Genomic DNA, 20,671 nt, shown 5'->3' with positions numbered 1-20,671 from the left:
TCCTCCGTCCACGGGGCAACGTCGCCCTCTACGCTCCGTTTCGTACGGTCCGTCTCGGAGGATGAACCTAGAGTACGGTCGACGGCATGTCAAAGGTGCGCCTCTCGACGACGTCCTACGTCGTCCTCGGACTGATCGGGCTGCGCGGCCCGTCCACCTCGTACGACCTCAAGCGGGCCGTCGGGCGCTCGGTCGGCTACTTCTGGCCCTTCCCGCACGCCCAGCTCTACTCGGAGCCCCGCCGGCTCGCCGAGGCGGGACTGCTCGAGGTCGAGGCCGAGTCCGACGGTCGGCGCCGCCAGACCTTCTCCCTCACCACCGCCGGACGCGTTGAGCTCACCCGGTGGCTCGCCGAGCCGGTGACGGACCCGATGCAGATCCGCGACGTCGCCGAGCTCAAGCTGTTCCTCGGCGAGCTGGCCACCGACGAGGACCTCCTGAGCCTCGCCGAGGAGCAGGTCCGGCAGCACACCGAACGTCTCGGCGTGTACGACGACATGGCGGCGCGATACGAGGGAGATCCGCGGCTCGAACCACGGCTGCGCTCGCTCCGGCTCGGGCAGCGGATCGAGCACGCGGCGCTGGAGTTCTGGACGGATCTCGCCGACGAGGTCAGCGCGCAGGTCGAGCGGCGGCAGGGGGCATGAGAGGCGGGGTCCACGCGCCGGAGACGGGGAGCGGCCCGCGTGCGGTTCTCCTGCACTGCGACGCCGCCACGGGTGCGTCGGGGTGGCGCATGCAGCGGGGGCTTGCGAAGCGGTGGACGCTCGTGACGCCGGACCGGCCCGGCTACGGTTGCAGCCCGCGGGTGCGGGTCGACTTCGAGACGGAGGCGCCCGGGCACGCCCGGCTCCTCGGGGACGGTGCCCACCTCGTTGGCCACTCCAACGGGGGCGTCTCGGCCATGTACGTCGCCGCCCTGGCGCCGCACGCAGTCCGGTCGCTCACGCTGGTCGAGCCGCCCGCGTTCGGCGTCTCCGATGCCCCGACGGTGGTGGAGACCCGCGAGCGCCTCATGGCGCTGTGGGCGGAACAGGTCGAGGACCCCTTCGAGTTCTGGGACCGCTTCTCCCGCACGATCGGCGAGCGCCCGTGGCCACGGCCACCGCTTCCCGCCGCGCTCGCGGACGGCGTCCGCGCCGTCATGGGCTCCCGCGGCCCCTGGGAGGCCCGCCCCGATCTTGCCGCGCTCCGCGCCGCCCCGTTCCCTGTGCTCGTGGTCTCCGGCGGGCACCATGCCGGGTTCGAGGCGGTGGCCGACACGCTCGCTGCGGGCACGGGGGCCGAACGTGCGGTGCTGCCCGGGCGGAACCACATGGTGCCGCTGGTCGGCGAGCCGTTCAGCGCTCTCGTCGAGGACTTCTGGCTGCGGGCCGACGCCGCGGCCCGGCGGGCGGCGGGCGACGCGGACGCTCAGGCCCCGCGCGCGGCCGCGTGGGTCTCCGACAGCTCGAGATAGGTCTCGGCGTTTCGACGGATCGCCTCGACCTCGTCGTCGGTGGTCTGTCGGCGCACCTTGCCCGGGACCCCCGCGACGAGCGAGCGTGGCGGGATCTCCGTGCCCTCGAGGACGACTGTCCCCGCGGCGATGAGGCTGCCGGCGCCGATCCGGGCGCCCGTGAGCACGACCGCGCCCATGCCGATGAGGACGTCGTCCTCGATCTCGGCCGCGTGGACCACGGCGTTGTGCCCGACGGACACGCCCTCGCCGATGCGGGTGGAGTGCCCGACCTCGACGTGGACGCTCACGTTGTCCTGGATGTTGCTCCGCGCGCCGAGCACGATCTCCTGGCCGTTGAGGTCCGCCCGCAGCACGGCGCCGTACCAGACGCTAGAGCGCTCGCCGGCGCGAACACGGCCGACCAGGGTCGAGCCGGGGGCGACGAACGCATCGGGCGCGACCTCGGGCGTCGCGCCTTCCGGCAGCGACAGGACCTGCGCGGAGCGGGCGGTGTTCTCAGGCATCGGGTTCTCCTCGACGTCGACGGTCGTGCCATCCAATCATCGGGCCGCCGCCGGCGATCGACGCACCCGGCTCAGCGAGCGTCGTCGGGCGTCCTCGCGTTCGTCGACACTCCCGCCCATCGGGACACGAGACCGACCTCGATGTCGAAGAGGTCGAGCACACGCCCGACCGAGTGGTCGACGACCTCCTCGACGGACGTCGGACGGGTGTAGAAGGCCGGCACCGGCGGCGCGATGACGGCGCCCAGCTCACTCAGCTCGGCCATGCTGCGCAGGTGGTTCCGGTGCAGGGGCGTCTCCCGCACCATGAGGACGAGGCGCCGCCGCTCCTTGAGCTGAACGTCCGCGGCGCGTGCGATGAGCGACGAGGTGACACCCGAGGCGATCTCGGACATGGACTTGACCGAGCACGGGGCCACCACCATCCCCATGGTCCGGAACGAGCCGCTCGAGATCGTCGCTCCGATGTCGTGGTTGGGGTGCACGACGTCGGCGAGGTCGTCGAGGTCTGACATCCGCATGCCCGTCTCCTGGGCGAGCGTCAGGCGGCCGGCCTTGCTGACGACGAGGTGGGTCTCGACCGGCGTGTCCCGGAGCACCTCGAGCATCCGTACGCCGTAGGCCGCGCCGGACGCACCGGTGATGCCGACGATGAGGCGCGGGGTCATGTCACTGAGGTCCATCGTCACTCCCTACCGCGTCGCCACGGAGTTGCGCCAGTCCCCGGTCGATCGATCCACGACCGCGTCGAGGTCGACCTCCGCCTCGCCGGGGACGCGGATCCGGAGGAACTTCATGTCGGGCGACCCCACGGGAACGGTCGCGTCGAACCCGAGCTTGGCGCCCACCCCCGCCTGCGTGGAGGGATCCAGCTTCGACCCCTGGGATCCCTCGACGACGACGAGGTCGCTGTCCGCCTGGAACCGGGTCGCGACCGCCCACTCGACCTCCCGCGGGTCGTGGAGGTCGACATCCGTGTCGACCACCGTGACGTGCTTGATGTCGTAGTGGGTGGCGAGCGCCCCGAGGATGACGTTCTTCGCCTCGCCCGGCTGCGGCGAGTCGACCTGCACGTACAGGTGGTAGCGCGACACGCCTCCGAGGGAGAGGTGGACGTCCCGCACACAGGGGAAGCTCCTGCGCAGGTGCGACAGGAACGAGGCCTCGCGCGGGATGCCACCGAGCAGGAGGTGCTCGAGCCCGCCTCCGACGATGGTGTGGAAGACCGGGTCACGGCGGTGCGTGACACGGTCGACCTCGATGACGTGCCGCTCGGCGCGCTCGCCGTAGTACTGCGGGAACTCCCCGAACGGCCCCTCGGGCTCGCGCCGGTTCGCCACCAGGCGCCCCTCGATGACGATCTCCGCGTCGGCCGGGACGCGGACGTCGTTCGTCAGGCACCGCGTCACGCGCAGCGGTGCGCCGCGCAGCGCGCCCGAGATCTCCAGCTCGTCCTGCCCGAGCGGGACGATCGCCTGCGAGGACATGAGGGTGAGCGGGTCGACGCCCACGACGACGGCGATGTCGAGGTCCTCGTCGTCGTTCTCCCGCTCCTCGAAGAACCGCAGGGTGTGGCGGGGCAGGAGCAGGGCGCCGAGCCGGTCGGGCCCGCTGACCTGCAGGCGATGGATCGATACGTTCTGGGCACCGGTGGATCGCTGACGCGAGATGAGCAGACCGGCCGTGATGTAGCTGCCGCTGTCGTGCTCGTTGTGCGTGGGGATCGGGAGGATCTGCTCGAGGTCGACGTCGTCGTGCACGACCTCCTGGACCGGGGCGTCAGCGACCTCGGCCCACGGGACCGGCGACAGGCACGCCTCCTCGAAGGTGCGGACGAGGGATCCCTCGTCCACCCCGAGGGCCTCCGCCATCCAGGACCTCTGAGAGAGGAGTCCCGAGACGACGGAGCCCGGGTGCCCGTCGGGGTGCGGGAACAGGGAGGCCGACGTCCCGTCCAGACGGTTGGCGACCGCGGCGACCTCGTGCCGGAGACCGAGCCCCGTCCGTGTGACGGAGAGCCGGTCGGTTCCGGCGAGGTGGTCCAGCCAGCCCCGCAGGTCGGCCCCGGGGGGTACTCCCTCGCCCTGCACGTGGTCCGTCATCGTGTCGTCCTCCAGGTCGCCGGATCGGTGCGCCCTGCGCCTCTGGGCCGGCTCGACCGACCCGGGTGTCCACGCAGCGGTGCCGACGGACCGGCGGGCGGCTCGGCACGATCCGGTCGCCTCGTCGCGTAGTCCGTCTCGGACCATCCTGGCCGGACTATCGGACGGGCGTCAAGGTCGACCGCCACGGTCGGCGCGGCGTCATTCGTCCGCACGCCCTCGGGAGGCCCGTCACCGCGGGGTGTCGACGTCCTCACCCCCGGCCAGGTCGCCGCACTCGACCAGCCGGACCTCCTGGGTGCGCAGGTAGGGGGCTGCGCCGTCGTCGTCGGTCAGTTCCGCCAGCAGGGGGCCAAGGTGCGCGGCCGGGACCACGACCGGGTGCCGGGCCCGCCCGGCGAACGAGGCCCGGACGAGGTCGTCGTCGGCGGCGGCGAGGACCCGCGCCACGACGTCGGGCCCGATGTCCGGGTAGTCGACGAGGTGGATCGCCATGCGCCGGGTCCCCGCCGGCACCGCGTCGAGACCGGCGCGCAGCGAGGCGCCGATCCCCCGCTCCCACCCGGGGCAGTGCACCTTGGCCGCGCCGTCCGGCAGCTCGGGCCTGGCCGCACCGGTGACGACGAGGACCTCGTCGCACCCGCCGACGCGGAGCGCGTCGACGCCGTGCGCGAGCCAGCCCGGCACGAGGATCTTCGGCATGCCGTAGCGCCGCCCCGCACCGGCGGCGAGCAGCATGCCGACCGTCGGACCCGGGTCGTGCGCCCTGCTCGTCACCATGCGGTCAGCCTCCCCCGGTCGCAGCCCCGCGCCAAGTCCGCACCACCCGTCGCGACTCGCACCACCGACCGCCGCTCGCGACACACGCACGTGGGTCCACAGGCGCGCCGCTCGGGCCACCCGGAGAGAACTGTCCACGTGTCGTCCCCCGTCATCGCGCGTCCTCGTGATGGACTACGGTCACGCATCTACCAGGGACGGTAGGTCCTGGGTACTTCGACGAAACTGGAGGGAGACCCGCGATGGTCAGCAACGACGCGACCACCAGCCCCACGAGGCCGCAAGCGACCGTGACCGGGGACGACCTCCGGGGCGCCCCCTCGGCCCTCTCGCCCGACGCGGCCTGGATGCTTCCGTCCACCGAGCTGGTCGACGACGTCGAGTCGTCGTTCCGCCCCGCCGCGACCGTGACCCCTCCGCGGTACGGCGGGCTGCGGTACACGGCCGACTGGTGGGAGTCCCGCGCCACCCACTGACGACGCCGGCACCGCGCGTCTCCGGCGCGGCGCATCGCAGGCACCACCCGCTTTCTGCGTCCCGGCCGTCAGCGGTCCGCCCAGACAGTTCCGTCGTCGTCGCTCGTGACGAACCGTTCGACGCTGACCTGGACGACGTCCGAGTCGAGCCCCGGCCAGCCGGGCGGGACGTCGACGTCGAGCGTCTGACCGTCGTCGAGCTCGACCTCGAGGCGGATCGCGCCGATCGAGGCCGTCACCGCGACCGGGCGGGCTCTCAGCACGCCGGGGCCGTCGTCCAGGCTCGCCCGGGCGTCCGCGGCTCGCACGTGCACGAGGCATCGACCCCCGGCGGGCGCGTCGCCGTCCGACCCGGAGCGCGCAGCCGTACCTCCGCCCGCCCCGTCGGAGGCCGTCCCGACGCCGATGAGCTCGACCCCGGCGACCGCAACCCCACCGCCGGCCGTCCGCTCGCCGACGAGCGAGGTCACCCCGGTGAGGCGGCGCCCGAAGCCCGAGCGCGGCGCCGCGAGGAACTCCGCCACGGGCGCGGACTCGGCGACGCGGCCGTCGGTGAGCACGACGACATGGTCCGCGAGCGTGGCCACGTCGAGCAGGTTGTGGGTGACGAGGATGCCGGTGCGACCGCGCATGACGTCACGGACCACCGCCCGGACCTCGGCGGCCGCCCCCACGTCGAGGGCAGCGAACGGCTCGTCGAGCAGGAGCACGTCGGGATCGACCGACAGCGCCCGCGCGAGCGCCACCCGGGCGCGCTGCCCACCGCTCAGCGTGCCGACGCGGCGGTCCGCCAGGTGCGCGGCACCGACACGGCGCAGCGCCGCCCGCGCCTGCTCCCGGGCGGGCTGGGTGCGCGCGCCGCGGATGCGCGGCCCGAGCGCGACGGCGTCGACCGCCCTCTGACTGACCAGGAGCCCGGGGTTCTGGCTGAGCAGGGCCGTCCTCGGCGCGATCGCACCGGCGGGGCCGTTCGTGGCGGGTGTGCCGTCAGCCTCGTCGGTGCCGTACGCGGGATTCGAGCCGACGCCGGCGCGCACGTCGGTCTCGGCGTCGGGCAGCAGTCCGGCGAGGGCGGACACGAAGGTCGATTTCCCCGCGCCGTTGGGCCCGACCACCGCGACGACGGAGCCGGCCGGGACGGTCACCTCGACGTCGACGTCCCGGACGGGGTGGGCGACGCGGACGTCGAGCCCGACCGGTCCCGGATCGGTCCCTGCACCGGCGCCCTTAGCCGCACTCTCGGCAGAAGAAGGCTCGGCACGCGAGCTCCCACCCGCACTCTCGGCAGAAGGAGAGTCGACGCGCGGGCTTCCCACCGCGTCGTCGGCGTCGGAGGGACGGGCGGTCGGCAGCGGCACCCGATCGTCGTCGTCGGGCTCGGGATCGTCCTCGACGCCCCGACGCGAACCGCCGGCGGCGAGCCGGCCCGCGAGCCACATGCCGGAGCCGATGAGCACGATCGCTGTGAGGATGAGGACGAGCGCCAAGGCATACGCGCCCTCGGGGTCGGAGACGCGGGAGAGGTAGATCGCCGTCGGCATCGTCTGCGTCTCGCCGGGCAGGGAGCCGGCGAACGTGAGGGTCGCGCCGAACTCTCCGAGGGCCCGGGCGGCGGCGAGCGCCGCGCCGGTGACGATTGCGGGTGCGACCGCGGGAAGGATGATCCGCACCAGCACCGTCCAGCGCCCCGCACCGAGGGCGCGCGCGGCGTCGGCCGGCGCCGGGTCGAGCACGCGGAGGGCCGACTCGACCGTCACCACCACGTAGGGCAGCGCGACGAAGACCTGCGCGAGGACGACGGCGGTGGTCGTGAAGCCGATGTCGAGGCCGATCGCGCCGAGCACCGCGCCCACCGGCGAGTTGCGCCCGATGGTCGCCACGAGGGCGAGGCCGGCCACCACGGGCGGCAGCGTGAGCGGCAGGAGGACGAGGAGCCGCGCCACCGGGGCGAGTCGCGCCTGCCCGGACAGCCACAGCGCGAGCGGCACGCCGAGGAGCATCGTCACCACGGCCGCCGTGGCCGAGGTGCGCAGCGAGAGCCACAGGGCCTCGAGCAGGTCGGGACGCCGGAGGGTCTCCGGCAGGCCGGCCCAGTCCACCCGGGAGACGAGCCCCAGCAGGGGGACGACCAGGCAGGCGAGACCGAGGAGCCCGACGGCGACGACCGCCGGGTGCCGGCCCGCCCCACCGACCGCGGCGGACGGTGGGGCCGCGGCCGGGCGGGGGGAGCTGGTGCGGGTCACGGGCGGCCGAAACCCTCCTCGTCGAGGCTCGAGCGCACGTCCTCGGACAGGAAGTGGTCGAGCAGGCTCTGCGCGTCCTCGCCCGCGTCCGCGGTGAGCGCGACCTGCGAGACGTTGACGACCTCGTCGGCCTGGTCGAGCTCGACGAACTCGAGGTCGCCGACGTCGGTCTGGTAGACGATGCCGACGTCGGCCTCGCCCGTCTCGACCTTGCCGACCGTGTCGGTGACGTTGGGCTCGAGGGAGACCGGGTCGTACTCCGCGCCGCTGAGCTCGGCGAGCGACTCGGTCGCGGTCCCGCAGGGCACCTCGGGGGCGCACACCACGAGCCGGTCGGAGCCCCACGCGTCGTCGCTCGTCTCGATACCGCCGGGGTTGTCCGGGGCGAGCGCCGCGACGAGCGTGTTCGAGGCGAGGTCGGTCGGGTCCTCGGCCGCACCCTCCTCGACCGCCCGCTCCATCGTGGGCGTGTTCGCGGTGACGAGCAGGTCACCGGGCGCGCCCTCGACGAGCTGGTCGACGAGGTCGTTCGAGCCGCCGCCGACGACGGAGACCTCGACACCCGACGTCTCCGTCCACTCGTCGGCCGCGGCCGTGAGGACGTCGACCATGGAGGCGGCGACGTAGATCGTCAGCCCGCCGCCGTCGCCACCGCCGGCGCCGTCCGAGCCGGACTCGCCCTCGTCGTCGCCCGACCCGCAGGCGGTGAGCGTGAGGGCGACCGAGAGCGCGCCGGCGGCGTACGCCACCCGTCCGATGCTGCGTCGCACGACAACCATCCGTTCCGATCCGGGGAGACGCCGAGGAATCGGCGCGGCGGTCAGATTAGCACCGCACATGCGGGGTACGTCCGGGGCGTTTGTCGCACATGCGGAATCCCCAACGACGACGAACCCCCGGCGGTGAACCGTGCGGCATCCGCCCCGGCCCTCCTACGGTGGGGGCATGCCGAGCTCACCGGACGTGCCCGCCGCCGTCATCACCGTCTCCGACCGCTGCCACGCCGGGACCCAGGAGGACCGCTCGGGCCCGCTGGCCCGGGACCTGCTCGCGTCCGAGGGGCTCGTGGCGGGGGACGTCGTCGTCGTGCCCGACGAGGTCGACGCGATCCAGGGCGCGCTGCGCTCGGCGCTCGAGGCCGGCGCCCGGTTCGTGCTCACGACCGGCGGCACGGGGGTCGGTCCGCGGGACGTCACCCCGGAGGCGGTGGCGCCCCTGCTCGCGCTCGACCTGCCGGGCGTCGCCGAGCAGGTCCGCGCGCACGGCCTCGCGGCCACGCCGCACGCCGTCATCTCCCGGGGCGTGGTGGGCCTGACCGACCGGGGCGAGCGGGCCGCGCTGGTCGCCACCGCGCCCGGATCGACCGGCGGCGTGCGGGACACGGTCGCCGTCGTCGCCCCCCTCGTCCGGCACGTCCTCGGGCAGGCGGCCGGCGCCGCGCACTGAGCCCCCGGGCCGGCCACCGAGCTCCCGAACCGGATCCCGGCCACCGAGCCCCTGCACGGTCGCGTGCCTCCGTGACGCAACGGCAACCAGACGCCGGGGCACGGATCGAGCGGGCGGACGGCCCCCCGCCTACGATCGAAGGCGCACCACCCTGCCGTCGGCGGCCACGAGGCCCGGCGCAGGCCCCCGGCACGAGCAAGGAGCAACGAGCACGCGATGATCTTCAAGGCTGTCGGCGAGGGGCGCCCGTACCCCGACCACGGCCTGGTCACGCCCAAGGAGTGGGCGGTCGTCGCGCCCCGCCAGGTCCGGCTCGACCAGCTGGTGACCACGCGCGCAGAGCTCGACCTGCACTCCCTGCTCTCGTCGGACTCGACGTTCTTCGGCGACCTCTTCGCGCACGTCGTGCGCTGGCAGGGCACGCACTACCTCGAGGACGGGCTGCACCGCGCGCTGCGGGCCGCGCTCCAGCAGCGCACCGTCATCCACGCCAGGGTGCTCGACCTCGACGACCCGACGAACCCCACCGGCACCCACACGGCGATCGAGGCGCCCATCCGCCGGTCGAGCCGGTCCCGCGGCGCACGCCCGGACCTCGGGTCGGCCCCGCCCCCGCCGCCGCGCTCCTCCCTCGGGCCCCCGCCTCCCCCGCCGCCGACCGCGGCGCAGGAGAGCCGGGTGCGCCGCCAGCCTCTCGCCCACCGGCGACCGCCTACCGATCGCACGTGACCGAGTCGATTACGGTGGCCCGGTGAACCCGGCCCGCAACAAGCTGACGCCGCACGAGCGCAGGCAACGCGCCATCCGTCAGCGGCAGACGACCGTCATCGGTGGCCTCGTGGCCGTGCTGCTGCTCATCGCGCTCGTCGCCGCAGCGATCTGGGCGCAGATCCTGCCCAGCCCGTTCGACCGCGAGTTCAGCGCGGACCCCGAGTCCGGGTCCGACGGGACCGGGACGTCCGAGTCAGCCCAGGTGTGCCCGCCGCCCGGCTCGACCCCGCGCCCGCTCGACGAGATCACCGCGAACGTCTTCAACGCGACCGACCGCGGCGGGCTCGCCGGCACCACGGCGCAGCAGCTCACGGCGACGGGGATCGTCGTCAACCAGCAGGGCAACTGGGCGGGCAGCCCGCTGACCGGCGCGGTCCGCATCATCGCGGGCGCGCCGGGCGTGGTTCCTGCCTACTCGGTCGCACGTCTCTTCCCCAGCGCCGAGGTGACGATGGACGACCGGACGGACGAGTCCATCGACATCGTCCTCGGCGAGGCCTACGACGCGATGCTCCCGCCCGAGGAGGTCTCGGCCCTCGACCAGTCGCAGCCGCTCGCCGCCCCGGAGGACTGCCAGCCGATCGAGGAGGCCCCCACCGCCGAGGGGTGACCTGCGGCGCGGCCCCGCGGGAGCACCCCGGGGACGGCACACGTGCACAGACGCGGGCGCCCGTCCCGGCCCGGGACGAACGCCTCAGCCCTCGGCGCCCCCGCGCCCGCGGACCTCGTCCCCGCCAGGCACCGACGCCGGCGAGGCCGACTCCTGGCCCGTCCCGCGCAGCCACGCGATGAGCCGCATGCCGTGGTAGACGACGAGCGTGGCGAACGAGCCGAGCGCGATGCCCTCGAACGTCATCTCCCCGATCACCAGCGTGAAGTTCGCGATGCCGATGACGAGCGCGACGGCCGCGGTGTTGAGGTTGACGGGGTCGGAGAAGTCCACGCGGTGCTGCACCCAGATGCGGGCGCCGAGCATGCCGATCATCCCGTAGAGCACGGTGGCCGCGCCGCCGAGGACGCCGGCGGGGATCGTCGCGATGAGCTCGCCGAACTTCGGCGACATCGACAGCACAAGGCCGAACAGCCCGGCCACGAGGTAGGCCGCCGTCGAGTACACGCGGGTCGCGGCCATGACGCCGATGTTCTCCGCGTACGTGGTGGTGCCGGACCCGCCGCCGGAGCCGGCGAGGACGGTGGCCAGGCCGTCGGCCATGAGCGCACGGCCCGTGACCGGGTCGAGGTCGCGCCCGGTCATCGAGGCCACCGACTTCACGTGGCCGACGTTCTCGGCGACCAGGACGAGGACGACGGGCACGAACAGGCCGAGGACGTTGACGTCGAAGCTGGGGGTGGAGAGGTCGGGGAGCCCGATCCACGCCGCGTCGCGCACCGCGTCGAGCTCGACCTCGCCGCGCACGAGCGCCGTGGCGTAGCCGACGAGCACGCCCACGAGGATCGACAGCCTCCCGAGCAGCCCCTTGAACAGGACCGTGACGAGCAGGATCGACACGATGGTGACGACGGCGGTGACGGGCGCCAGCTGGACGTTGTTCCACGCCGCCGGGGCCAGGTTGAAGCCGATGAGCGCGACGATCGTGCCGGTGACGACCGGCGGCATGACGAGGTCGATCCACCGCGAGCCGGCCACGTGGACGAGCAGGCCGACCAGCGCGAGCACCGCGCCGGTGACGAGCACGCCGCCGAGCCCGAGCGCCATCTCCTCCGGCGTCGGGTCCCCGTGGACGGTCTGGACCGCGGTGATCGGGGCGATGAAGGCGAAGCTCGAGCCCAGGTAGCTCGGCAGGCGCCCGCCGGTGACGACGAGGAACAACAGGGTCCCGACGGCGGAGAAGAACAACGTCGTCGCGGGCGGGAACCCCGTGAGCAGCGGGACGAGGAAGGTGGCGCCGAACATGGCCACCACGTGCTGGGCGCCGATGCCGATCGTCGCCGGCCACGAGAGCCGCTCGTCAGGGGCGACGACGTCACCCGCGCCCACGACCCGGCCGTCCCCGTGGACGGTCCAAAGACCCTTGCGACTGCTGCGTTCCGTGCGACCCGACGCCATCCGTGCTCCTTCGACCAGCGGCCCCGGGCGGGACCCGCGCCATGCTACTGGCGCGCCGACGCGCTCCCGTCCGGCGGCGCGGCGCCGCCGGTTACACGACCGGGGTGATGTGGGATGCTGCCCACGGCCCGGCGCGTCGCCCGGCACCCCGCGCGCCCGGCGGCCGCGGGCTCGAGCACGAACCGCGAGGGACGGAGGAGCGATGAGCGACCAGGGCTGGCAGCTCCCCTCCGGCACCGTCGGTCGCTTCGGCGGGACCGGGACCGTCCCCACCGGTCCGGACGCCGGGCAGACCGCTACCTCCTACGGCGCCGCCCCCGCGCCGGGCGGCCCGGCGACCGCGCCCTACGGCGTCGCCGAGCTGCCCTGGGCCTGGTCGGGTGCCCCCGCCCCCAGCGCCCCGGCCGCGGCCGGGCCCGAACCGTTCCCGGGCACCGAGTTCGTCGACCTCGAAGCCACGCTCGGCGGGCCCGGGTACTCGGGCCGGCCGCCCCGCACGGACGGGCTCGCGATCCTCACTCTCATCGTCGGCCTCCTCGGGATCATCCCGTGGGTCGGGCTCGCTGCGATCGCCCTCGGTCACGTCACGCTCTACCGGCTCTCCCGCCAGCCGTACACCGGCGGCCGCGGGGTCGCTCTGACGGGCACCGTGCTCGGCTACCTCACCGTCGGCGTCCACGTGCTCATCCAGCTCTTCGTCGAGACGTTGCGCTCATTCTTCTGAGCCCGCGCGCCGCCGCCGGGGCGCCGACCTAGCATCGCGCCCATGAAGCCGTTCCTCCTCCTGGCGACGCGCCCGGAGACAGCCGTCGCCGACGCGGAGTACGAGCAGCTGCTGCGCTACACAGGTCTGGTCGCCGACGAGCTCGTCCGCGTCCGGCTCGAGCAGGGGCCGTTGCCGGACATCGACCTCGGGGACCTGTCGGGCATCGTCGTCGGGGGAAGCCCGTTCACCGGGTCGGTCCCGCAGGAGACGAAGTCGGACACGCAGCTGCGGGTCGAGGCGGAGCTCGCCGAGCTGCTCGACGTGGTGGTCGCCGAGGACTTCCCGTTCCTCGGCGCGTGCTACGGCGTCGGCACGCTCGCGCGGCACCGGGGCGCCGTGGTCGACGGGACGTACGCCGAGCCGATCTCGGCGCCGACGGTCGAGCTGACCGACGCGGGTCTCGACCACGAGCTGTGCGCCGGGATGCCGCGGCGGTTCCAGGCGTTCGTCGGCCACAAGGAGGCCGTCCGCGAGCTGCCCGAGGGGGCCGAGCTGCTCGCGACCTCCGAGCGCTGCCCGGTGCAGATGTTCCGGGTGCGGGACAACCTGTTCGCCACCCAGTTCCACCCCGAGCTCGACGTGCCCGGCATCCTCCAGCGCATCGAGGCCTACCGGATGGCCGGCTACTTCGACCCCACCGACCAGGCCCTGGTCGAGCGTGCGGTGCAGGACGTCGACGTCTCGGCGGCCCACAAGGTGCTGGAGAACTTCACCCGCATCTACGCCCGCCACTGACGCGCGCGAGGGGCGGACGACCCACAGGTCGCCCGCCCCTCGTTCGTGCCGAGCTGTCCGCTCACTCGTCAGCCTTGCTGACTCGCGAGCCGGGGATCGTCAGCGGCGGACGCCCAGGGTGTCCGTGCCGTCGCCGTCCCAGTCGCCGACGAAGACCTCGTCGCCGGAGCGGCCGTAGTTCTGCTCGATGTCCGCCCAGCCCGACTCCAGGCTGTTGGAGACCAGGAACAGGTTGTCGCGACGCGACGCGAAGGTGTCCACGCCGTCCCCGTCCCAGTCACCGACGAAGACCTCGTCGTGGTCGCGCCCGTACTCGAGCTCGGCGTCCGCCCAGCCCGACTCCAGCGAGTTCGACACGAAGTACCCGTTCCCGCGGCGCACCGCGAAGGTGTCGGTGCCGTCCGCGTCGTAGTCACCCACGAGCACCTCGTCCGCCGCACGGCCGTAGTCCAGCTCGGTCCCCGCCCAGCCAGACTCGTGGCTGTTCGAGAGGAAGTACGCGTTGCCGCGGCGCACGGCGAAGGTGTCCACGCCGTCGCCGTCCCAGTCACCCACGAGCACCGTGTCGCCGGCGCGGCCATAGGTCAGCTCGATCTCGGCGTCGCCACCGAACAGCGAGTTGGTGAGGAAGTAGGCGTTCCCGCGACGCACGGCCAGGGTGTCCTGCCCGTCACCGTCCCAGTCACCCACGAGGACGTCGTCACCGCGACGACCGAAGGAGAACTCGTGCTCGGCCTGGCCGTCCCACCCGTTGTTGAGGTAGAACCCACGACCCGGCGTCGGGGGCGTCGGCTCACCCGGCTCCTCGGGCTCCTCCGGGTCCTCGAGCAGGTCGGTGACCTGGAAGAACGTGGTGGTGCCGGAGACCTCGCTGCCGACGATGAGCAGCGGCGCCGCGGTGGGCGACTCCTCGGCGGTGACGAACGCGAGCCCCTCGGGGCCGAGGTCGCCGGCCTGCGGGAGCGCGGCCTCCGGGTTCTCCTCGTCCTCCATGGAGATCGAGAAGTCCCGGTTGTTGACGTAGGTGACGAACTCCGACGCCGCGGGGTCGGTGATGTCGTAGACGGCGATGCCGCCCACGCGCTCGAACCCGATGAAGGCGTAGGTGCGGTCGCCGACCTCGCCGAGCACGAGGCCCTCGGGCTCGGGGCCCTTGTCCTCGGAGCGGCCCTCGAGGTTGGACTCGGAGTGGTTGGAGTTGAAGAACTCGGGCGCGGCCGCGTGCGTGATGCGCTCGAAGTCTTCGCCGGAGTCGAAGACGAGCTCGCCGTCGGCGGAGAAGATCGAGAACGAGCGGGAGCCGTACGCGTAGAGCTCCTCGTACTGCCCGGTCTCCTCGTTGAAGCCCTCCTCGAGGGAGACGTTGAGGCGGCCGAGCTGGTCGTCGCCGAGCAGGCCCGGGAAGGCGTCCTCGGAGACGGGGCCGAGGCCGTCGTCCTCGAGGTCCTTCACGCGCACGGACTCCACGTAGTCGCCCCACTCGCGGGCGTCACCCTCGTTCGCGGTGACGATGTAGTCCTGGTCGCCCACCGTGTAGGCGCCGACGGTGTCCGGCATGGGGATGCCGAACAGGTTGTCGAACGTGCGGATGTTGAACGTCGGCGCGTCCTCGGGGTCGCGGTCCGAGGGGTCGATGCCGTGGCCCTCGACCGAGTGGTCGACGAAGCCGAGCGGGAGCAGTGCGGTCAGGGTCGCGGTCGGGATGTCGACGACGGCGATCGCGTTGGCTTCCTGGACGGAGACGTAGGCGGTGGTCCCGGCGGTCGTGACGAACTCGGGCTCGAGGTTCTGCGAGATGCGCCGCTCGGGCTGGTCGTTCGTGTTCGGCACCTGGGGGCCGAAGACGCGCACGCCCTCGGGGAGGGTGTCGGGCGCATCGTCGTACTGGTGGAACGCGACGGTCTCGACGTCGTCGGCCGTGGCGGCCGCGACCTCGGCGGGGAGCGCGACGACGGAGATCGAGCCCTCGGGGTCGACCGAGAAGTCGTCCGCGGGCTCGCCCTCGTTGGCGACGACCGCGTGGCCCCCGTCCTCGGTCAGGGCCACGGAGTCGGGCAGCGGACCGACCTCGACGGCGCCGAGCGCGGTGGGCTCGCCGCTGACGTCGACGAACATCAGCCAGCCGTTGTCGGTCTTGGTCGGGTTCTCCACGGCGACGACGGCGAGGCCGTCCGCGCGCACGTCGATCGAGTTGGCGATCGCGCCCTCGGGGATCGTGCCCCCGCCGTCGACCGCGACGCCGGCGGCGGCGATCTGGTCCGCCTCGACGGGGTTCGCCGGGTCGGCGCTGTCGATGACCTGGACGACGCCGGCGAGGGCGTTGACGACGAACGTGCGCTGCGTGGCCGGGTGGAACGCGACGATCTCGGAGGCGGCCTCGTCGAACGCGCCGGACTCGAACGTGCCGAGCGGGTCGAGGGAGACCGACGGGTCGTCGGCGGAGTGGACGATCGGCTCGGGGACGATCGCGGTGCGGCCCGGGACGGAGCCGGGGCCCGCGACGGCGGGTGCCGCGATCGGGAGGACGAGGGCGGAGCCGAGGATCGCGGCTCCGCACACGCGGAAGCGCCTGAGGGTCATGTGGGGGTCACCTTCGTCGGTGGGGCGGGAGAATGCTCAACGTACGAGCGGGCGGTGGCCAGGCCGTGTCCTCCGGGTGAACATCTCGAGCGGCGGGACGGCGTGGGACCGGAGGCCGCCAGTCGGCCGTGCCCCCGATCTCGCGTGCGGCGAACGCGCGCCCGTCGGCACACCCGTCCGGTTGCGGCGCGGCGCCGGGCGCGGAACAGTGGAATGCACGCCCGGCGATCGCCGGGAGGTCGACGACATCAGGAGGTGGCCCGATGGGCCTCGGTGACAAGTTCGACGAGATCAAGGGCGCGGCCAAGGAGAAGCTCGGCGACGCCACGGACGACCGCCGCACGCAGGCGGAGGGCAACATCGAGAAGAACACCGCCAAGGCGAAGCAGGGCGCCGAGAACTTCAAGGAGGGCGTCCAGGACCGCATCGACGGCGACGACGCCCCGCGCGCCTGACACCCACCCGCCGACGCCGGCACCGCCGGCGAACGCACCGCGAGCCCTCGACCCCCACGGGTCGGGGGCTCGTTCGCGCCTCGGAGGGAACGTCCGCGTCCGACGACGACGCGAACCGCACGGTGGGCACCGGCGCGGCGCGCGGTGGGCCGCGCGGGGTGGGCCGCGCGGGGTGGGCCGCGCGGGGTGGGCCGCGCGGTGGGCGCCGAATCCTCTCGACCCACCCGCCACCGCCTGGAAGGCTGTCGCCCGTCCCGCCGCTCGAGATTCCGTCACGGCCGATGTCGATCCGGGCGCGCTCCGTTCGACGGGAGGGTAGGAGGCGCACCGGCGCCTCCACGACGAAGGGGCACCACCATGAAGTACATGCTGATCATGCGCAGCACCGACGCCGCCCTCGAGGCCTCCAAGGAGATCGACTTCGAGGAGATCTTCAACGCCATGGGCCGCTACAACGAGTCGATGATGGAGGCCGGCGTGATGGTCGCCGGCGAGGGCCTGGCGGGCCCGGAGGAGGGGTTCGTCGTCGACTTCGACGGCGAGACGCCGATCGTCACCGACGGCCCCTACGGCGAGACCCACGAGCTGTTCAACGGCTACTGGGTGATCGAGGTGGCCACCAAGGAGGAGGCCGCACAGTGGGCGAGCCGCTGCCCGCTCGGCCCCGGCAGCAAGCTGGAGGTCCGCCGCGTGCACGAGGAGTCCGACTTCGCCGACCTCGAGGGCAACGAGTTCCTCGAGAAGGAGCGCGGCTGGCGCAAGGAGCAGGGGGCCCGGGGCTGAGCGCCTCCGGGCCCCGCGGGGACCGGCCCGACGACGGGGCACGGGCCGGTCCCGCCCCTGCGAGCGCGCCCGACAGGGCCGGCACGACCACCACCCGGCCCGACGACGACGCGGCACGCGAGGCGGCCGACGCGGAAGCGCGCCGCACGGTCGAGGCGGTGTGGCGCATCGAGGGCGCTCGCGTGGTCGCCACGCTCGCGCGGGTGACGGGCGACGTCGGGCTGGCGGAGGACCTTGCCCAGGACGCCGTCGCGGACGCGCTGGTCCGGTGGCCCGAGTCGGGCGTCCCGCGCAACGCGGGCGCCTGGCTCACGGCCGTCGCCAAGCGGAGGGCCATCGACGCGTGGCGTCGTCGGGAGCGGCTCGACGTCCGCTACCGGGAGATCGCCCGCGATCTCTCGGAGACCGAGGAGATCGAGTGGGAGCCGATCCCCGACGACGTCCTGCGGCTCGTGTTCACCGCGTGCCACCCCGTGCTCTCGCGGGAGGCGAGGGTCGCGCTCACGCTCCGGGTGGTCGCGGGCCTGACGACGGAGGAGATCGCGCGGCTGCTGCTCGTCCCCGTACCCACGGTCCAGCAGCGCATCGTGCGGGCGAAGCGGACGCTGACCGCGGCAAAGGTCCCCTTCGAGACCCCCGAGCCGGACGAGTGGCGCGACCGGCTCGGCCCCGTCCTCGGGGTGGTCTACCTGCTCTTCACCGAGGGGTACTCGGCCACCGCCGGCGAGCGGTGGGTCCGGGCTGACCTCGCCCAGGAGGCGGTGCGGCTCGGCCGGGTCCTCGCCGCTCTGCTGCCACGGGAGGCCGAGGTGCACGGGCTGCTCGCGCTGATGGAGCTCCAGTCCTCACGGTTCGCCGCGCGAACGGGGCCGGACGGGAGCCCGGTGCTGCTCGCGGACCAGGACCGCAGCCGATGGGACCACGGGCGGATCCGGCGCGGCCGGGAGTCGCTGGCGCGCTGCGACGCCGTCGGACGTGGCAGAGGGGCCTACGCGCTGCAGGCCGCGATCGCCGAGTGCCACGCGGTGGCGCGCCGCTTCGAGGACACCGACTGGGAGCGGATCGTCGTGCTCTACGAGGCGCTCGGCCGGCTCGCGCCGAGTCCGGTCGTCGCGCTCAACCACGCGGTCGCCGTCGCCGAGGCCCGAGGTCCCGCGCCGGCGCTCGCCCTCGTCGACCGGCTGGCCGGCTCGGCGGGGCTGCGCGGGTCCCACCTGCTGCCGAGCGTGCGGGGCGAGCTCCTTGCCCGGCTGGGCCGCATAGAGGAGGCACGGTCCGAGCTCGTCACCGCGGCGGGGCTCGCGAGGAACGAGCGGCAGGCGGAGGTGCTGCGGGCCAAGGCGGCCGCGCTCTGACGTCCGGGCCTCCGGGCGCCGAGGGCAGGGGTGCCCGTGCCCGCCCGAACCGTCTCCCCGGCGTCGACTGTGCGCAAGCATGGTGATCCCCGACCCGAGGAGGCCTCCCGTGCGACGCGTCACCGCCGCCCTGACCGCCGCCGTCCTCGCCTGCCTCGGCCTGGCCGCGTGCGGCGAGGACGACGACCGCCCGTCCGCCGAGGGCGGGACCGGCGCAACCTGGCAGGACCCGGTCCCCGCCGGCGAACCGGTCGAGATCGCAGGCGCTTCGGTGACCGTCGAGGAGACGGAGATCGAGCTCGGCGAGGAGGATGCCGGGGAAGGGGAGCACGACGAGCCTGGTGAGGGGCGCGCACACGTGACGGCCCGCGTCTCGGTCGACCTGACCGACGCCGGTGGTGCCGTCGAGCTGCACGACACCCTCGTCCTCGACGTTCTCGGTGCGGACGGGCACGCGCCGTTCGGGCAGGGGTACTGCTCGGCCGACGACTCCCTGAGCCAGGCCGCGTCGGACGCCGACGACGCCGGCGACGACGCGTTCGAGGGATCGATCTGCGTCGACGTGCCCGCCGACCTGGTGGCGGGCGACGGTGCCCAGTGGCTCCTGCGCACGGGCCGCACCCCGGACGAGCCCGAGGCCCGGTTCGCGTCCTTCGACGACCGCCTCCCCGCCGTCGCCGAGCCGGCGCAGCCCGACCTGGTCGACCCGGGGACGACGTCGGCCGTCGCACCCGTGCCCGTCGGCCGTGCCACGGAGGTCGACGGGCTGGCCTTCGCCGTCTCCGAGTCGACGGTCGCTCCGCCTGCCGTCGCCGGTTCTGGTGCCGGGACCGCCGAGGTCTCGACCCGGCTCACGCTGACGAACACGGGAGACACCACCGTCGACATCGGCGAGGTCCAGGTCCCGTGGGTGGAGACGCTCGCGGGCAGGATGGCGTTGGAACCCTGTGCCCGGTCCCAGAACGGGCACCTGCGACGGGCCGATCTCTCCGGCCACCTCGTTCCTGGCGGATCGATCTCGACCGACCTGTGCGTCCTGGTGCCCGAGGCATGGGTCCCCGTCGCGGCCTGGGGTGTCGGGGACGCCGGCTGGTCGGAGCCTCCCGGCAGCGAGGGTGTCCGCCAGCTCGAGCTCGACGCCCCGGACGCACCCGCCGCGGATCCGGCCGACACCGTCGGACACCTGCCGGCCGCACCCGCCGCGACCGGACAGTCGGTCCGGCTCTCGGACCAGGGCACCGTCTCGGCGGCGCCCTCGACGGTCGAACCCGGGCCCGGACCGGACCCCCGGCTCGCCGCGCACCATGCGAGCTCGTCGCTCGAGTCCGTCTCGACCGTCCTCACCGTGACGAACACGGGCCCGACCGCCCGCACCGTCGACGACCTCGTGGGATACACGGCCTTCGTCATGCCCGACGGCGCCACTCGTCGGAGCGTCGTCTCAGCCGTCGGGGACGACGCAGGGGCCGACCCGCGGGTCGAGGTCGGGGAGTCGGTCGACGTCCGACTTGCCACCCTTCTCCCCGAGGGGCCGACCGACGGCGTCTGGCTGGTCGGTCCTGGATCTACGGCCGACGGCCAGATCTATGGGGTCCGCTACCTCGCCCAGGACGAGACTGGCGCAGGTGTCGATCTCGCCGACACCGAGCCGGCAGAGTCGTCGCAGCTCGGCGACGCCCTGGACGTCCCGGCGTCGGCAGGCGCCCTCGTCGAGCTGGCGCCGTGGCAGCTGGAGATGGGGCCCGCAGAGCTGCTGGGTCGGGATGAGGCGGCGGCGTCCGGCGTGCACATCGAGGACGACGTCCCCTCCGATGCCGTCCTGGTCGTCGCACCGGTGACGACCGCCTACCTACCGGGGGACGATGCCTACGTGGCCGACATCGGTGCGCTCATCCCGGTGCCCGAGCTGGTCGGACCGAACGGCGAGGTGATCGGCGTAGGGTCCGGCTGCCGGCCGGCCGAGTCCTGGTGGTGGGTCTCCGGCGTGCTCGCGGGCGGTCGCGCCTCGTTCGACGTGTGCGCCGCCGTGGCCCCCGAGGACGTCGAGGGAGCGGTCTGGCGCGTCGACATCGCCCTGGGCACGCGGTACGTGGCGCTCGACTGACACCGTCGGACGCCCGGTCCCGCCGGTTCGGGGGCAGGGGTG

Annotated in this window: 19 protein-coding genes and 1 pseudogene; 12 read left to right on the top strand and 8 right to left on the bottom strand. The window is 73.8% G+C overall.

Annotated elements, in window-relative coordinates; all coding sequences use genetic code 11:
* Positions 1–86: 86 nt before the first annotated feature.
* Together ACPYO6_RS07955 and ACPYO6_RS07950 are read left to right on the top strand one after the other, a co-directional pair.
* Positions 87–647, top strand: coding sequence for a PadR family transcriptional regulator (locus tag ACPYO6_RS07955; RefSeq protein ID WP_425714321.1), 561 nt, complete (start codon positions 87–89; stop codon positions 645–647).
* The gene (locus ACPYO6_RS07950; RefSeq protein ID WP_425714320.1) at positions 644–1,459 is read left to right on the top strand and encodes an alpha/beta fold hydrolase; all 816 of its coding nucleotides are present in this window, start codon (positions 644–646) and stop codon (positions 1,457–1,459) included. The genes ACPYO6_RS07955 and ACPYO6_RS07950 overlap by 4 nt, the downstream gene beginning before the upstream one ends.
* On the opposite strand, the gene ACPYO6_RS07945 is transcribed toward ACPYO6_RS07950, so the two are convergent.
* The 4 genes from ACPYO6_RS07945 to ACPYO6_RS07930 all read right to left on the bottom strand — a co-directional run bounded on the left by ACPYO6_RS07945 (position 1,414) and on the right by ACPYO6_RS07930 (position 4,847).
* Positions 1,414–1,965, bottom strand: a complete 552-nt coding sequence (locus tag ACPYO6_RS07945) for a gamma carbonic anhydrase family protein (RefSeq protein WP_425714319.1) — start codon at positions 1,963–1,965, stop codon at positions 1,414–1,416. The genes ACPYO6_RS07950 and ACPYO6_RS07945 overlap by 46 nt on opposite strands.
* A 71-nt stretch (positions 1,966–2,036) precedes the next feature.
* The gene (locus ACPYO6_RS07940; RefSeq protein ID WP_425714318.1) at positions 2,037–2,648 is read right to left on the bottom strand and encodes a UbiX family flavin prenyltransferase; all 612 of its coding nucleotides are present in this window, start codon (positions 2,646–2,648) and stop codon (positions 2,037–2,039) included.
* 9 nt (positions 2,649–2,657) lie between these two features.
* A complete protein-coding gene (locus ACPYO6_RS07935) occupies positions 2,658–4,067 on the bottom strand; it encodes a UbiD family decarboxylase (protein WP_425714317.1) in 1,410 nt (469 codons plus the stop codon).
* 231 nt (positions 4,068–4,298) lie between these two features.
* Positions 4,299–4,847: a nucleotidyltransferase family protein gene (locus ACPYO6_RS07930; RefSeq protein WP_425714316.1), complete on the bottom strand. Its 549-nt coding sequence runs from the start codon at positions 4,845–4,847 to the stop codon at positions 4,299–4,301.
* Between the two features lie 242 nt (positions 4,848–5,089).
* Here ACPYO6_RS07930 and ACPYO6_RS07925 point away from each other — a divergent pair, with 242 nt between their 5' ends.
* Positions 5,090–5,323, top strand: coding sequence for a hypothetical protein (locus ACPYO6_RS07925; RefSeq protein WP_425714315.1), 234 nt, complete (start codon positions 5,090–5,092; stop codon positions 5,321–5,323).
* A gap of 68 nt (positions 5,324–5,391) precedes the next feature.
* Here ACPYO6_RS07925 and modB read toward each other — a convergent pair whose 3' ends face one another.
* Positions 5,392–7,566, bottom strand: coding sequence for a molybdate ABC transporter permease subunit (gene modB, locus ACPYO6_RS07920; protein ID WP_425714314.1), 2,175 nt, complete (start codon positions 7,564–7,566; stop codon positions 5,392–5,394).
* Positions 7,563–8,336: a molybdate ABC transporter substrate-binding protein gene (gene modA, locus ACPYO6_RS07915; RefSeq protein ID WP_425714313.1), complete on the bottom strand. Its 774-nt coding sequence runs from the start codon at positions 8,334–8,336 to the stop codon at positions 7,563–7,565. The genes modB and modA overlap by 4 nt, the downstream gene beginning before the upstream one ends.
* A 175-nt stretch (positions 8,337–8,511) precedes the next feature.
* On the opposite strand from modA, the gene ACPYO6_RS07910 reads away from it, so the two are divergent.
* The 3 genes and pseudogenes from ACPYO6_RS07910 (at position 8,512) to ACPYO6_RS07900 (ending at position 10,393) form a co-directional block, all read left to right on the top strand.
* Positions 8,512–9,012, top strand: a complete 501-nt coding sequence (locus ACPYO6_RS07910; protein ID WP_425714312.1) for a MogA/MoaB family molybdenum cofactor biosynthesis protein — start codon at positions 8,512–8,514, stop codon at positions 9,010–9,012.
* Positions 9,013–9,228: 216 nt separating this feature from the next.
* Positions 9,229–9,522: pseudogene (locus ACPYO6_RS07905) on the top strand (type II toxin-antitoxin system VapB family antitoxin); the annotation flags it as partial.
* Positions 9,523–9,763: 241 nt separating this feature from the next.
* Positions 9,764–10,393, top strand: a complete 630-nt coding sequence (locus ACPYO6_RS07900) for a LytR C-terminal domain-containing protein (protein ID WP_425714311.1) — start codon at positions 9,764–9,766, stop codon at positions 10,391–10,393.
* 84 nt (positions 10,394–10,477) lie between these two features.
* Here ACPYO6_RS07900 and ACPYO6_RS07895 read toward each other — a convergent pair whose 3' ends face one another.
* Complete coding sequence (locus ACPYO6_RS07895) at positions 10,478–11,851, bottom strand: uracil-xanthine permease family protein (RefSeq protein WP_425714310.1); 1,374 nt, start codon at positions 11,849–11,851, stop codon at positions 10,478–10,480.
* Positions 11,852–12,053: 202 nt separating this feature from the next.
* Here ACPYO6_RS07895 and ACPYO6_RS07890 point away from each other — a divergent pair, with 202 nt between their 5' ends.
* Both ACPYO6_RS07890 and ACPYO6_RS07885 read left to right on the top strand, forming a co-directional pair.
* On the top strand, positions 12,054–12,575 hold the full coding sequence (locus ACPYO6_RS07890) for a DUF4190 domain-containing protein (protein ID WP_425714309.1): 522 nt from the start codon (positions 12,054–12,056) through the stop codon (positions 12,573–12,575).
* A gap of 42 nt (positions 12,576–12,617) precedes the next feature.
* Positions 12,618–13,352 carry a glutamine amidotransferase gene (locus ACPYO6_RS07885; protein ID WP_425714308.1) on the top strand — a complete coding sequence of 245 codons (735 nt, stop codon included), beginning with the start codon at positions 12,618–12,620 and terminating at the stop codon, positions 13,350–13,352.
* 99 nt (positions 13,353–13,451) lie between these two features.
* Here the strand turns inward: ACPYO6_RS07885 and ACPYO6_RS07880 are convergent, their stop codons facing one another.
* On the bottom strand, positions 13,452–15,932 hold the full coding sequence (locus ACPYO6_RS07880; RefSeq protein WP_425714307.1) for a choice-of-anchor I family protein: 2,481 nt from the start codon (positions 15,930–15,932) through the stop codon (positions 13,452–13,454).
* Positions 15,933–16,195: 263 nt separating this feature from the next.
* Between ACPYO6_RS07880 and ACPYO6_RS07875 the strand changes: the two genes are divergently transcribed.
* The 4 genes from ACPYO6_RS07875 (at position 16,196) to ACPYO6_RS07860 (ending at position 20,629) form a co-directional block, all read left to right on the top strand.
* Positions 16,196–16,387 carry a CsbD family protein gene (locus ACPYO6_RS07875; RefSeq protein ID WP_425714306.1) on the top strand — a complete coding sequence of 64 codons (192 nt, stop codon included), beginning with the start codon at positions 16,196–16,198 and terminating at the stop codon, positions 16,385–16,387.
* Between the two features lie 357 nt (positions 16,388–16,744).
* Entirely contained in the window at positions 16,745–17,170 is a 426-nt protein-coding gene (locus tag ACPYO6_RS07870; RefSeq protein WP_425714305.1) for a YciI family protein, read from the top strand.
* A 158-nt stretch (positions 17,171–17,328) separates the two neighbouring features.
* Positions 17,329–18,525, top strand: a complete 1,197-nt coding sequence (locus tag ACPYO6_RS07865) for an RNA polymerase sigma factor (RefSeq protein ID WP_425714304.1) — start codon at positions 17,329–17,331, stop codon at positions 18,523–18,525.
* 109 nt (positions 18,526–18,634) lie between these two features.
* Positions 18,635–20,629, top strand: a complete 1,995-nt coding sequence (locus ACPYO6_RS07860) for a hypothetical protein (protein WP_425714303.1) — start codon at positions 18,635–18,637, stop codon at positions 20,627–20,629.
* Positions 20,630–20,671 lie beyond the last annotated feature (42 nt).

This window comes from Georgenia sp. Z1344 (genome assembly GCF_049856295.1).
GTDB lineage: Bacteria > Actinomycetota > Actinomycetes > Actinomycetales > Actinomycetaceae > JB111.
The sequence above is the reverse complement of the archived record's forward strand: the minus strand, read 5'-3'. Positions and strand labels throughout refer to the sequence as shown.